The organism is Mesorhizobium sp. M1A.F.Ca.IN.022.07.1.1 (assembly GCF_003997575.1).
Classification (GTDB): Bacteria; Pseudomonadota; Alphaproteobacteria; order Rhizobiales; family Rhizobiaceae; genus Mesorhizobium.
In genome coordinates this window covers 1-12,395 of sequence record NZ_RZST01000167.1, presented here as the reverse complement: position 1 = coordinate 12,395, position 12,395 = coordinate 1, and the positions used below count along the sequence as shown (strand labels likewise).

The following is a 12,395-nucleotide window of genomic DNA, read 5'->3' as shown; positions in this document are numbered from 1 at the left end:
GTGTCGTCGTCATGGCCTCCTTATGGCATGCGGACGCGGAGTTCATCCACAACTTCCGCGCGTCTTGCGTCGTGAAAATGGCGCCTCGCTTCAAATTTTAATCGTCCCGGAAAGGTCACCTTCAGCGCTTGCTGGCACAGAGGCAGTCCGTTGGGAGACAGCGATGAGTCGCATAATCTTGAAGTCCGCAGTCGTCGCGTTCGCTTCGGTCGCTGTCTCGCTCTTGTTGACGCTGGTTGTGGTCCCGGCCATGGGCTTTCCGATCAGCCGCACCGTCTGGCTTACGGCCACGGTTTGCCCTTTGATTCTCGCCTGGATCGCTAGCGTCGGCACCTTCTGGCAAAGCGACCGGCTGAAAAATGCGCATCGCGAGCTTGCCCGCGCGCATGCCCAGCTCGCCGCGGCCCACAGACGCCTGTCGGAGAAGGCAAGCCGCGACGACATGACCGGCATGCTCAACCGCGAGACCTTCTTCGCCGCGCTCGACGGTTCCCGGCGCAAGGCCGATCGCGGCGCCCTGCTGATCATCGATGCCGACCACTTCAAGACGATCAACGACAATTACGGTCACCTGACCGGCGACGATGCACTGCTTCTGATCGCCGGCGCCATCGAGCGCGGCGTGCGCAGCGGCGATGTGCTCGGCCGAATCGGCGGCGAGGAGTTCGCCGCCTTCCTGGTTGGCGCCACCGAACCGGAAGCAAGGCGCGTGGCCGAGCGCATCCGTCGCGAGGTCGAACTGATCCGCTTTCGCCCTGTCGACGAGCGGACCGTGCCTTTGACGGTCTCGATCGGCGGCATCACCTGTGGCGAGAGCGCCACCGTGTCGGAGCTGATGCGCGCCGCTGACCGCAGGCTCTACGAGGCCAAGCATCGCGGCCGCAACCTGTCCGTTCTCGATCGCGATCTTTCGGAAGCCGCCTGAGGGCTTGCGGCTCTTCGGCACGACCATGGCGCGGAAGAATCTCGGCCGCGTGCGCATCGCCGACTGGATCGGCAATGGTGGCGATTATCCGACTAATGAGGAGACGGCGGGCGCTCGCCTGCCGGCTGGGCGATCACCTCGGCCAGGTGATCACAGTCTGAACCCCGAAAAGGCAGGCGGCGCCGGAAGTGGAATCGGCGCCGCCCTGGCGCGCCTTTGGGGGTCGGATTTACAGTCCGTAAACGGCGACCCGCACCAGCACGGCCGCGGCGGCAAGTGCCACCAACAGGATGCCGAGGCCGATGGGCGAGCCCCAGCCATACCATTCCATGGCCAGCTTGGCGTATCTGTACTCCTCCTCATGCGAGAGAGGGGGGCGCTGTTGAATCAAGCTCATTGTTCACTCCTGTCGGCGACTTTGCCCTTGCTTCGCAAAGGGTCGGCATCGCATATTGATACGATAGTCTGAATGTTAGACAACTTGATAGTTAGATGATCGAACTAAATTCGTCAAGCATGAATCGTGCTGAGATGACGGCGGCCGTCAGCCGTGCCGTCATGCGCTGGCAGGACGCGACGCAAGCCTATGACGAGGCGGTCGGGGAGCGGCTTGGGCTGATCGCAGCCGAGCGCTATTGTCTGGGCTTGCTCTACGCGGGGCCGCAATCGGCCGGCGCCGTGGCGGCGGCTACGGGGCTGACGCCGGCAGCGGTGACGGCCTTGATCGACCGCCTTGAGGCGCGTGGGCTCGTTACCCGAACCCGCAGCCTGGAAGACAGGCGCAAGGTGGTGATCGAGGCGACCGACCTGACCAGAGAACTTTCGGAGCGCTACTATGGCGCCATCGCGCGCGAGGGCGAGAAAGTGATGGCGGCTTTCAGCGACGCCGAGTTGGCGACCGTGCTGCGCTTCATCGACGCCGCGCTGGAGCTGCAAAGCGAGCAGTTGGCGAGGCTCAAGGCCGAGCCGGCTTCGGCCGGCTGATGCCCGAGGACCGGACACTGGCGGCTTGCTTCCGCAAAACCCAGAGCGGCTCAGCCGCCTTTTAGCCACCGAACCGCTCTGACGGCCGGCTGGGCGAAAGCCGGACCTCGAAGCACGCCGCACCGAACGTTTTGGGCGCCGCGCATTTGTTTCGGTGCCTACACCGTGGCGGGGTCGAGCGCCGGCTGACCCTTGAACCGCGTGACGATCCCGGCGAGGTCGTCGCCGGCGAATGCATCGCGCAATGCGTCGAAGGACGGCAGAACGAAGTAGGCGCGCTGGAACTTGTCGATCTCGTAGCCGGTGCGCATCACCGTCTCCAGGTCGAACGGCACATGATGGGCGTCCTTGCTTTCGACCGCGAATTGCAGCTCGGTGAAAGACGACATCAGTCCTGCGCCGAAAGCCTTTACCGGCTGGCCGGCTTCCTGGATGAGGCCGTATTCGGCGCTGTACCAGTAGAGCCGGGTGATCATCTCGTCGCCGCCCAGCGCGATCATGTCCTCGGCCTTCTCACCATACATCTGCATGAAATCGGCGAACACCGGCTGCGTCAGGATCGGCACATGGCCGAAGAAGTCATGGAACATGTCCGGCTCGACGATGTAGTCGAGTTCCTGCCTGGTCCGCAGCCAGTTGGTGACCGGGAAACGGCGGTTTGCGAGATGGTCGAAGAAGGGGCCGGCGGGGATCAGCCCGGGCACCGCCACGATTTCCCAGCCCGTGAGCTTGCGCAATTTCTCGCTGATGGCGTCGAAATCCGGAATCTTGTCGAGCAGCCCGAGCGTCGCGACGCCGTCGAGATAGGAACGGTGCGCCAGCCTCTGCGTCAGCTTCGTCTGGCGATCGCAGAGCGCGCGCCACACTGCCTGCTCGTCGGCGGAATAGTCGTAATGCTGAGCCACTGTGAAGTCGGCGCGGCACACCGAATAGTCGCCGCGAAGGCCTTGCGCCGCGCATTCGCGGGCATAGTCGGCAACGCTGATCGTCATTTCTTCCTCCTGAAAAATCGTCGGTTCCCGGATGGTGGCGTCATCGTAGCCGCGGTTCGTGAGGCAAATCAGCCTTCTTTGTAGCCACGCGAGGGATTTTGAGGTAAACTCCGCTCAAATTTAAACGTTTAGGAGGGAAAATGCCTCAGTTGGACGAGTTCGAAATAAGAATGCTGGACACCCTGCAGCGCGACGGGCGCAAGGCCGTGTCGGAACTCGCGCAGGAGATCGGCCTGTCGACCACTCCCTGCGCTCGGCGCTTCGAGGCGCTGCAAGGCGCCGGCATCATCAAGGGCTTTGCCGCCGTGCTCAGCCGACGCGCGCTGGGGCTGACGGTCGAGGTGTTCATCCAGGTCCGCCTGGTGAGCCACAGCGACGGCTCGCCGGAAAGCTTCATCGCCGCCGTGCAGCGCATGGACGAGGTCTCGTCCTGCTGGACGATGACCGGCGACCACGATTTCCTGCTGCATGTGATGGTGCCGTCGGTGGACGATCTCAATGCTTTCGTCATGCACCGACTGATGCGGCTGCCCGGCGTCCGCGACGTCCATACCCAGCTTGTGCTGCAGAACATCAAGGGGCCAGGCCACGTGCCGCTCAGCCATCTGCGGCGGTAATCGTACCCGAAACGGTTCTCCGCAAAGAACGGCCCGACAATGTGGTCGGAGCGAATCTACTTCGGGACGATTTCCCCGATATCAACTGAAATTAAGGTTACACGAACCTTAACAAAAGACGCGCTCGGAAATTTACGCAATGTTTCGTGCGTCGTCTCTTGCGATCTGGAGAAAGTGTGACCATGCATTATTCGGTAACTCACGATTGTTGCATGGAATCCTTAGCGGGTCGCTGTGCCGGTGCAATCGCATGATCCGTTTACCGGCGGTTAGCAACATTAGTGTCTTATAATGAACCAGGCTTGCCTTCGTCCTTCCGTAAGGACTTGACGGACTTCGCTTGCTCGAACCCGTTCATGCGGAGGATGATCGCAAAGGAGCATTGCATGCAACTGACGGAGGACGTGGCTCAGAGGGTCACTGAAGCGATTTCACGCCCGCCGTGGAAATCCGCCGATCCGACGCTTTTTGCGATGCTGCTGCAGAAGAACGCGGATCAGAATCGCAAGGTCGTGCGCTGGGGCATAGCGGCGGCCGTGTTGAGCTACATATGCTACGGGGCCTTCGACTGGTTCCTTTTCCCGGACATTGCCGACCGTGTGATTCTGACGCGCCTGACGTTGGGATTGACCTTCCTGGTGCTTGTCGAACTTGTTGCTCGACGCGATTTTGCCGTCACCACTCTGCACTACGTTGCTGCTCTGGCGATCGTGGCGGGCGCGATCGGATGGCTGCTGTCGGCCCTCGGAACGACGCATCAGGAGGCGCTGTCCCATTTCATCATCTTCGGCACGGTTTTCATTCTCGGTGCCAACCTTTTCTTCAACTTCCGGCTATGGCTCTCGGCGCTGTCGTCCGCAACCGTGACAATAGCATTCCTCGACGCCACGCTGTTCTTGCTTCAAGCCGATCTTGGCACCCGTCTGGTGCTTGCAACCTATTTCGTGAATTGCCTTGTTTTGTCGCTTTATCTGTCATGGCGCCTCAGCATGGAGCGCTACCAAACCTTCCTGCATGCCCTTCAGGCGCAGATCCAGGAGCAGGTCGCCATCGAAAACGGTCAAAAGCTCATCGAGATCGCAGACACCGACCCGCTTACCGGGCTTAAGAACCGCAGGGCGATCACCCGAGAATTCGCGGAGTTGTGCAAGGAATGGGCCAGGGACAATGACGAAATAGGCGTTATTCTCATGGACGTGGACTACTTCAAGCGGTTCAACGACCGGCTCGGCCATCAGGCCGGCGACGACTGCCTGATCGAGCTTGCCCGAGCCTTCGACGAGACGGCGGCGTCCAATCACGCCATCGCGGGACGGTACGGCGGCGAAGAATTCGTCGTGCTCTGCAAGGTCGCCGGACCGGATCACCTGCGCGAGGTGACCCATCAATTCTGCCGGGCCGTCGAGGACTTGAACATCTCCCATCCCGATCGGGACGATAAACTCAACATCGTCACCATCAGCGCTGGCGCCTCGTTGACGCGCGCCGATCAAAGCATAGAGCTTCGGATCTTGTTGCAGGAGGCCGATCGCGCGCTTTACGCCTCCAAGTTTTCCGGTCGCGCGACCTTCACCATCTATGATGCGCAGGCCATCGATCAGAAGCGCGCCAGCCAGAATCTTTCGGAACTGCTCAAGCAAGCCGTTTCGGAGGGACTGGTCTCCGTGGTCTATCAGCCGATCTGCGATGCGATATCCGGCAAGGTGCTTGGCCATGAGTCGTTGATGCGGCTGCGCGACTTCGACGGCAGCGTGATCAGCCCGTCCGTGTTCATACCTGTCGCCGAGCAGACCGGCGGGATCGAGGAACTCGGGATGTGGGTGATCGATCGGGCTTGCGGCGACATGGTCGAGCACGGATTAGGATCGGTCGTGTCCGTGAACGTCTCGGTCGTCCAGCTCAAGGCTCCGAATTTCCCGCTTCACGTCACCGAGATCCTTGGTCGGCATGGCATGGCGCCCCAGAGGCTGGCGCTCGAGGTCACTGAAGGCAGCGATATATCTCTGGAGGCACAGGCCGCCAGAAGTATCGAGCAGCTTCGAAACCTGGGTGTTCAGATCTGGCTCGATGATTTCGGAACCGGATTTGCGGGTCTGGCCTGGCTCCGTCGTTTCAAGTTCGACGTCGTCAAGATCGATCGCAGTTTCTTGCACGATTGCCAGACGGTTCGAGGCCTGAGCCTGTTGCAGGACATGGTCAGACTGCTGCGCAATCTGGGCCATACGGTCCTTGTCGAGGGTGTCGAGACGAAAGAGCAGCAGAATTTGCTGCAGCACATGGGCATTCAGTCGATCCAGGGCTTCCTGACCGGACGTCCCGTCCCGATCGAAGAGATCATGCAGGCCAGGCAGGACCTCGTCGCTTAGCTTAAGCAGTCCGGCAGGAATGTAGGGCGGCGCCATCTCGGCGAAACGAGGACGCCGCGCGATGCATCAGAAAGCCGGGCCGCTGCACGGCCCGACTTGAAAATCCGGATGTGAAGCGGCTCCGCTACCGCTCCATGGCGGGCGCCGCGAAATCCACGCGTTTGCGGATCTTGCCGTAGACGATGTTCCTATTCGATCCGTAATAGACCTCGGCTTCGACGCGGTTCTTATCCACCGCGGCATTGATGATGTCCCACATGTCGCCGGCCGATCGCAGGATGAGCGGCCAGTCCATGAACGTTTCCATGTACCCGTCGGTCGTGATCTCGTCGCTGAAATTGGCGAAGAGGAATTCGCCGTCCGGCTTGACCAGTTCCATCGCGCGCTGCAGCAGCCGTGCGCCGACCGGAAGCGGCAGGTAGTCATACAGCCCGGAAGCATAGACGAGATCGAATGTGCCAAGCGGGTAGGCGCGCCGCAAAAGACCGCGCACCGATCCGTCCACGGCTTCCACTGCCGTACCGGTGAGGTCGCGGTTGACCGTGCCGACGCTCACCGGATCCTGGTCGAGACCGATCCAGCGCTTTAACCTTCTCTCGGCGAGCGCCTTTGAGAGTTCGGCTTCCCGCAAATGGCCGCAGGCGATTGCCAGCACCTCGGCGTTTTCTACCCGGGCAGCCGTTTCGTCGACCGTTTTGGCCAGTATCTCGCGGCGCTCGCGCCCCGCCACCGAGCTTGCCGCTTCGCTCGTATAGGCAAAGATCTCGCGGCCGAGTTCGCTCGACGATGCCACGATCTCGTCGGCGCTCGGGTGCTTGTAGTAGATGTCCAGCAGCGTCGCGTCGCCCGAATAGCCGCGCGGCTTTTCGAAGGACCAGCGCGTGAACGGATCCTGCTTCAGGTAGGCCGCCACGCGGTGCTGCTGAGCGAGCGGGATCAGTTCCTGCCAAAGAGCCGGAGCGACCTCCCGGCGCAGTTCATGCAGTCGACCCGCCAGGCGCTCGACGATTTGCCCTGCGGGCTCCTGGCGCGCGAAAGCCTGATGAGCGAGGTCCAGCACCAGGGCGAGCTGGGCCGCCCGCGCCTTGAGCTCGGCGGCGTCGACCGCCTCCGCGGACGCCGCCTTGTGCTTCTTGATCAACGTCGATGTGATGAGGCTCGCCTCATCGATTTTCAGATCGGGATTCAGCGCCATATGGGCATTTCCTTGTGGTCCCCCACGGACAATTATAAATGCTTAGAGTTTTAATAAAAGTTTAGGGTCAACTGCATTAGTTTCTGCTAATACTCTCCTTGCCGAAGGTTTGAAGCGCCGAAAACCAGAGGTCGATCGAGCTGCGCAACGCGCACGTCCTTAACCTTTTGTTATGCACTGGGCTGACGCCGTCTCCCGCTCTGCGCGACGTTTCGGGTGTGCCCATCAAATCTGTGGGAAAGCTGCATCGAAACTGCTGAACCGCGCCCAGGCGGCTTCGACATCGCCAAATACGACCGGCGGACCGACGCAGCGGAGGTCCGCCATGAACATCGTGCTGGTCAACCCGCCGCATACGGCCATCGGCAGCCGCGTGCCCGACGATCAGCTGCCGCCTTTGGGTCTGCTGGCGATCGGCGGTCCGCTGCTCGATGCCGGCCATCGGGTGCGCCTGGTCGACGCGGAGTTCGGGCCGATGCCGCTTTCCACGCTCGTCGATGAGGCCCTGAGCGATAATCCGGATTTCGTCCTGATCGGCCATTCCGGCTCGACTTCGGCGCATCCGACCGCGCTGCGGATCGCGGAAATGATCAAGGCCCGCGCGCTAGGGGTCGTCATCCTCTATGGCGGCGTCTTCCCGACCTATCACTGGCGCGACGTGCTCGCCGCAACGGACGTCTTCGACTTCATCGTGCGCGGCGAGGGTGAGGCGACCGCGCTGGCGCTGGTCGAGGCGCTGGAAAGGCGCCGGCCGGTGTCGGGTGTCGCCGGCATCGCCTATCGCGACGATTGCGGCCGACCCTTCGCGACGCCACCTGCGATGACAATTGCCGATCTCGACCCCTGCCGCGTCGGCTGGGAGCTGATCGACCATGGCCGCTACAGCTATTGGGGCGGCAAGCGCGCCGTGGTCATGCAGTTCTCGCGCGGCTGTCCGCATCTGTGCAACTATTGCGGCCAGCGCGGCTTCTGGACCCGCTGGCGACATCGCGACCCGGTCAGCTTCGCCAGGGAGATCGCCTGGCTGCACCGCGAGTATGGCGTCGAACTGGTCAATCTGGCCGACGAGAACCCCACCTCCTCGAAGAAGGCTTGGCGCGCCTTTCTCGATGCGATGATCGCCGAGAACGTGCCGGTGCTGATCGTCGGCTCGACGCGCGCCGACGATATCGTGCGCGATGCCGATATCCTGCACCTTTATCGCAAGGCCGGCGTCATCCGCTGGCTGCTCGGCATGGAGAACACCGACGAGGCCACACTGTCGCTGATCCGCAAGGGCGGCAGCACCAAGTCCGACCGCGAGGCGATCCGGCTGCTTCGCCGGCACGGCATATTGTCCATGGCGACCTGGGTCGTTGGCTTCGAGGATGAGGGTTTTCGCGATCTCTGGCGCGGCTTTCGCCAGCTCATCGCCTATGATCCCGACCAGATCCAGGCGCTCTATGTGACGCCGCATCGCTGGACGCCGTTCTTCCGCATCGCCAAGGATCGCAGGGTGATGCAGAAGGACGTCCGGCTCTGGGACTACAAGCACCAGGTGCTGCATATGACCCGGCTGAAGCCGTGGATGCTGTTCTTCGCCGTCAAACTGATCGAGCTTGCCGTGCAGTCACGGCCGAAAGCGCTGGCGCGCGTCCTTTTCCATCCGGACCCAGAGCAGCGGCATTCGATGCGTTGGTACACCAATATGGGCCGCCGCGTCTGGTTCCGTGAGGTTTGGGGTTTTCTGGTGCGGGACCGCCGCGTGGCCACGGGCCCGACGCTTGCCGAATTCTGGGGCGCGCCGCAGGACGCCGACGAGGAATCGATGGTCTTTCAGCGCCCGGCGCGAAAGCCGGCCCTGCCCGTCGCGGAAGATAAGCGGGTCGCCGAAAGCAGAAGGCTAGCCGGCTAAATAATCGCTACGGCACGATCAGCGTGCCGGCCCCGTGCTCGGTGAACAGCTCGAGCAGCACCGAATGCGGCGTCTTGCCGTTGAGGATGACCACGCCCTCGACGCCGCGCTCGATCGCCTCGATGCAGGTCTCGACCTTCGGGATCATGCCGCCCGATATCGTGCCGTCCTTGATCAGCGCCTCGGCCTCGCCGACCGTCAGCTCGTCGATCAGCTTCTTGTTCTTGTCGAGCACGCCGGGCACGTCGGTCAGGAAAAGCAGGCGCGAGGCGCGGCAGGCGCCGGCGATGGCGCCGGCAAAAGTATCGGCGTTGATGTTGTAGGTATGGCCGTCGCGGCCGGGCGCCACCGGCGCCAGCACCGGGATCATCTCGGAACGGGCCAACAGATCGAGCAGAGTGCGGTCGACCTCGACCGGCTCGCCGACGAAACCGAGATCCAGCACCCGCTCGATGTTGGAATCCGGGTCGATCATGGTCTTGCGCGCCTTTTCGGCGAAGACCATGTTGCCGTCCTTGCCACAGAGACCGATCGCCCATTCGCCTTCGGCGTTGATCAGCGCCACGATTTCCTTGTTGATCGAGCCGGCCAGCACCATCTCGACGATCTCGACCGTCTTCTGGTCGGTGACGCGCAGGCCGCCCTCGAACTTGGATTCGATGCCCATCTTGTTGAGCATGGCGCCGATCTGCGGCCCGCCGCCGTGAACGACGATCGGGTTGACGCCGGACTGTTTGAGCAGCGCGATGTCGCGGGCAAAGGCCTTGCCGAGCTCGTTGTCGCCCATGGCATGGCCGCCATACTTCACCACCACCGTCTTGTTCTCGTAGCGCTGCATATAAGGCAGCGCTCTGGAAAGCAGCGCGGCCTGCATTTCGGCGTTGGCGGCGATGTCCGTCATCGGTGCTTTTCCCTAGGTGGCAAGGATGGCGGGCGTCTTAGCGGGAATTGCCGCAGGTCGCAAACGGCTTTGCGCTCACAATGACGAAATCGGCGGGTTTCAAGGTCTGTCGAGATTCAGGTCAGGCCGGCCGAGAATGGCGGATTTCGAGAACCGGAACGGAGCGTATTTCTGGTACGTGAGTACGGAAGCGCAGAAGACCGCCATTCGCAGGCCGGCATCACCTGAGTATCGACAGACCTAGCCGGGCACCTTGAGCGGTGCGCGGCGTTTCAGCCATCCTGAAATCTTCTCCATTTGCCCTGCGAGCGACAAAAGCGTCTCCTCGTCGCCTGGCCGTCCCGCGGCCTGGATGCCGAGCGGCAGGCCAGCCGAGGTGACATGCACCGGCAGCGCGATCGAGGGCTGGCCGCTGACATTGTGGATCGCCGGCCAGGGAGTGAACCACAGGCTCTTGTCCATCAGCTGGCCGAAAAACGATTTGATCCTGAGCAGCCCGGTAAGATGCAATTTGTCGAGGACGTTCTCGACGAGCTCGTCGGCGCCTTTCGGATCCATCGCGCCGCAGGCGAGCGGCGGGTGCGCAATGACCGGCATCAGAACGGCATCGAAGCGCGCCGTGTCTTCGATCATCTGCCGCGCGGTGGCGTTGAGCCGCTGCACGGCGTCATAGACCTCGCCGGCGGACAGCATTTCGCCGAGGCGGCCGAGCACGCGCGTCGCACGTTCGACCTCGCCGGTCACCGGGCGGCCGACGCGCTTCGCCTCGGCACGCATCATGCCTGCGACGGCCGAGGCGACGCTCTTGCAGAAATCGGCGATGAAGTCGCGGCCGATATAGGGCAGGTCGATCTCTTCCACCGTGTGCCCGCCCTCGCGCGCCAGCGCCACCGCGGTGTCCAGCGCTTCGATCGTCTCAGCCGAGATCGGCAGGCCGAGCGGCGATTTGCGGTAGACGGCGAGGCTGAGCCGGCCTGGATCGCGGGCCGCGGCAGCAGCAAAGGAGCCTTTCGGCTCCCGCGCCGCATAAGGCGACAGCGGATCGGCGCCGTGCGTCAGGTCGAGCAGGAGGGCTGTGTCGCGCACCGAGCGGCTTACCGCATGGTCGACGACCATGCCGTACCAGCTCTCGCTGGTGAGCGGCGTCAGCGGCACCCGGCCGCGCGAGGTCTTGAGCCCGACCAAGCCGCTGCAGGCCGAAGGCACCCGAATCGAGCCGCCGCCGTCGGAAGCGTGCGCCGCCGGCACCACGCCGGCCGCCACCAGCGCCGCCGATCCGCCGGACGAGCCGCCGGAGGTGTGGCCGGTGTTCCAGGGGTTGCGGGTGATGCCGAAGCGGGCCGATTCGGTCATCAGCCGCAGCCCATGCTCGGGCGAGGTGCTGGTAGCGATCGGGATCAGGCCCGCGGCCAGATAGCGCTCGACCATCACCGAGTTGAAATCGGCCGTGAAGGCCGGGATGCGGCTGCCGCCATGGATCGGCACGCCCTTGATGCCGATGCCGAGATCCTTCAGCGCGAAGGGCACGCCGGCGAGCGGCTGCTTGCGGTCGATCGCCTTCGCCCGCGCCCTGGCGGCGTCATAGAGCGACGTCGCTATGGCGTTGATGTTGGTTCTTGTCGCCTCGGCGCGGGCGATCGCGGCGTCGACCAGCTCCTGCGGCGAGATTTCCCCCTTGTGGACGAGCTCGGCAAGTCCGGTCGCATCCTGTTCCCAAAGCACGCGTTCAATTGACATTGCCGCTCCCCTGTTTTGGCGAAGGCTATCGCATGAAGCCGCAAATCGAAATCCGGATTTGCGTTGTTCATCTCGAATTGCGGAAGATGACTTCACGTACTGGCGCCGCGACAGCCTTGGGTGGACAACACCGTCGGCGCCGTTGCAAATAGATCGCAATCTTCTAACTTGCCTGCATGGGGCCTCAGGACATCAGCAAGCTGATCGTCCGGACTTCGATGAAGGACCGGGCTGCGTTCGATCTGCTCTACAAGCAGACCAGCGGGAAACTTTTCGGCGTCTGCCTTCGTGTATTGAGGGATAAGAGTGAGGCGGAAGAAGCGCTGCAGGAGGTCTTCGTCAAGATCTGGACCAAGGCGGATCGTTTCGCGGTTTCCGATCTCAGCCCGATTTCCTGGCTGGTGGCCGTTGCGCGCAATCATGCGATCGACCGCATCAGGGCCCGGCGCGGTCCTTCCGCCAATATCGATGCAGCGCTCGAGGTCGCCGATCCGGCGCCGGGGCCTGAGGCCATGGCTGTCGCGGGCGGCGAGACCGACCGCATCTACCATTGCCTCGACGAATTGGAGAAAGACCGGGCGGCGGCGGTCCGGGGCGCCTATCTCAACGGCGAAAGCTATGCCGAACTGGCGGAGCGCCACAAGGTCCCGCTGAACACGATGCGGACTTGGCTGCGGCGAAGCTTGCTCAAACTGAGAGAATGCCTGGAAAGATGACGCTGGCGGAAGAAAACGGACCGGAACGCGGAGGCGACGACCTGCTCGCCGCCGAATACGTTCTCGGC

Annotated in this window: 11 protein-coding genes and 2 pseudogenes; 8 read left to right on the top strand and 5 right to left on the bottom strand. The window is 62.8% G+C overall.

What is annotated here, in order from left to right; genetic code table 11:
* Window positions 1–163 precede the first annotated feature (163 nt).
* Both EOA75_RS18935 and EOA75_RS35785 read left to right on the top strand, forming a co-directional pair.
* Complete coding sequence (locus EOA75_RS18935; protein ID WP_067323795.1) at window positions 164–925, top strand: GGDEF domain-containing protein; 762 nt, start codon at window positions 164–166, stop codon at window positions 923–925.
* A pseudogene (locus tag EOA75_RS35785) lies at window positions 924–1,086 on the top strand (GMC family oxidoreductase); the annotation flags it as partial. The gene EOA75_RS18935 and the pseudogene EOA75_RS35785, both read left to right, overlap by 2 nt.
* A gap of 68 nt (window positions 1,087–1,154) precedes the next feature.
* Here EOA75_RS35785 and EOA75_RS34120 read toward each other — a convergent pair.
* A complete protein-coding gene (locus EOA75_RS34120; protein WP_164747443.1) occupies window positions 1,155–1,322 on the bottom strand; it encodes a hypothetical protein in 168 nt (55 codons plus the stop codon).
* A 95-nt stretch (window positions 1,323–1,417) separates the two neighbouring features.
* Between EOA75_RS34120 and EOA75_RS18925 the strand changes: the two genes are divergently transcribed.
* Window positions 1,418–1,909 (top strand): MarR family transcriptional regulator, encoded by a 492-nt coding sequence (locus EOA75_RS18925; protein WP_095825484.1) that lies wholly within the window; start codon window positions 1,418–1,420, stop codon window positions 1,907–1,909.
* Between the two features lie 158 nt (window positions 1,910–2,067).
* Here EOA75_RS18925 and phhA read toward each other — a convergent pair whose 3' ends face one another.
* Window positions 2,068–2,901: a phenylalanine 4-monooxygenase gene (gene phhA, locus EOA75_RS18920; RefSeq protein ID WP_127324884.1), complete on the bottom strand. Its 834-nt coding sequence runs from the start codon at window positions 2,899–2,901 to the stop codon at window positions 2,068–2,070.
* 140 nt (window positions 2,902–3,041) lie between these two features.
* Here phhA and EOA75_RS18915 point away from each other — a divergent pair, with 140 nt between their 5' ends.
* Both EOA75_RS18915 and EOA75_RS18910 read left to right on the top strand, forming a co-directional pair.
* The gene (locus EOA75_RS18915; protein WP_067003023.1) at window positions 3,042–3,518 is read left to right on the top strand and encodes an Lrp/AsnC family transcriptional regulator; all 477 of its coding nucleotides are present in this window, start codon (window positions 3,042–3,044) and stop codon (window positions 3,516–3,518) included.
* A gap of 386 nt (window positions 3,519–3,904) precedes the next feature.
* Entirely contained in the window at window positions 3,905–5,884 is a 1,980-nt protein-coding gene (locus tag EOA75_RS18910) for a GGDEF and EAL domain-containing protein (RefSeq protein WP_127324883.1), read from the top strand.
* A 124-nt stretch (window positions 5,885–6,008) separates the two neighbouring features.
* Here EOA75_RS18910 and EOA75_RS18905 read toward each other — a convergent pair whose 3' ends face one another.
* Window positions 6,009–7,079 carry a class I SAM-dependent methyltransferase gene (locus EOA75_RS18905; protein WP_067323801.1) on the bottom strand — a complete coding sequence of 357 codons (1,071 nt, stop codon included), beginning with the start codon at window positions 7,077–7,079 and terminating at the stop codon, window positions 6,009–6,011.
* A 325-nt stretch (window positions 7,080–7,404) separates the two neighbouring features.
* Between EOA75_RS18905 and bchE the strand changes: the two genes are divergently transcribed.
* On the top strand, window positions 7,405–8,973 hold the full coding sequence (gene bchE, locus EOA75_RS18900) for a magnesium-protoporphyrin IX monomethyl ester anaerobic oxidative cyclase (RefSeq protein WP_127324882.1): 1,569 nt from the start codon (window positions 7,405–7,407) through the stop codon (window positions 8,971–8,973).
* Between the two features lie 7 nt (window positions 8,974–8,980).
* On the opposite strand, the gene argB is transcribed toward bchE, so the two are convergent.
* The gene (gene argB / locus EOA75_RS18895; protein ID WP_127324881.1) at window positions 8,981–9,874 is read right to left on the bottom strand and encodes an acetylglutamate kinase; all 894 of its coding nucleotides are present in this window, start codon (window positions 9,872–9,874) and stop codon (window positions 8,981–8,983) included.
* A 240-nt stretch (window positions 9,875–10,114) separates the two neighbouring features.
* Window positions 10,115–11,611, bottom strand: coding sequence for an amidase (locus EOA75_RS18890; protein WP_127324880.1), 1,497 nt, complete (start codon window positions 11,609–11,611; stop codon window positions 10,115–10,117).
* Between the two features lie 176 nt (window positions 11,612–11,787).
* Here EOA75_RS18890 and EOA75_RS18885 point away from each other — a divergent pair, with 176 nt between their 5' ends.
* Window positions 11,788–12,327, top strand: a complete 540-nt coding sequence (locus EOA75_RS18885) for a sigma-70 family RNA polymerase sigma factor (RefSeq protein ID WP_127324879.1) — start codon at window positions 11,788–11,790, stop codon at window positions 12,325–12,327.
* Window positions 12,324–12,395, top strand: a pseudogene (locus EOA75_RS35105) (anti-sigma factor); the annotation flags it as partial. The gene EOA75_RS18885 and the pseudogene EOA75_RS35105, both read left to right, overlap by 4 nt.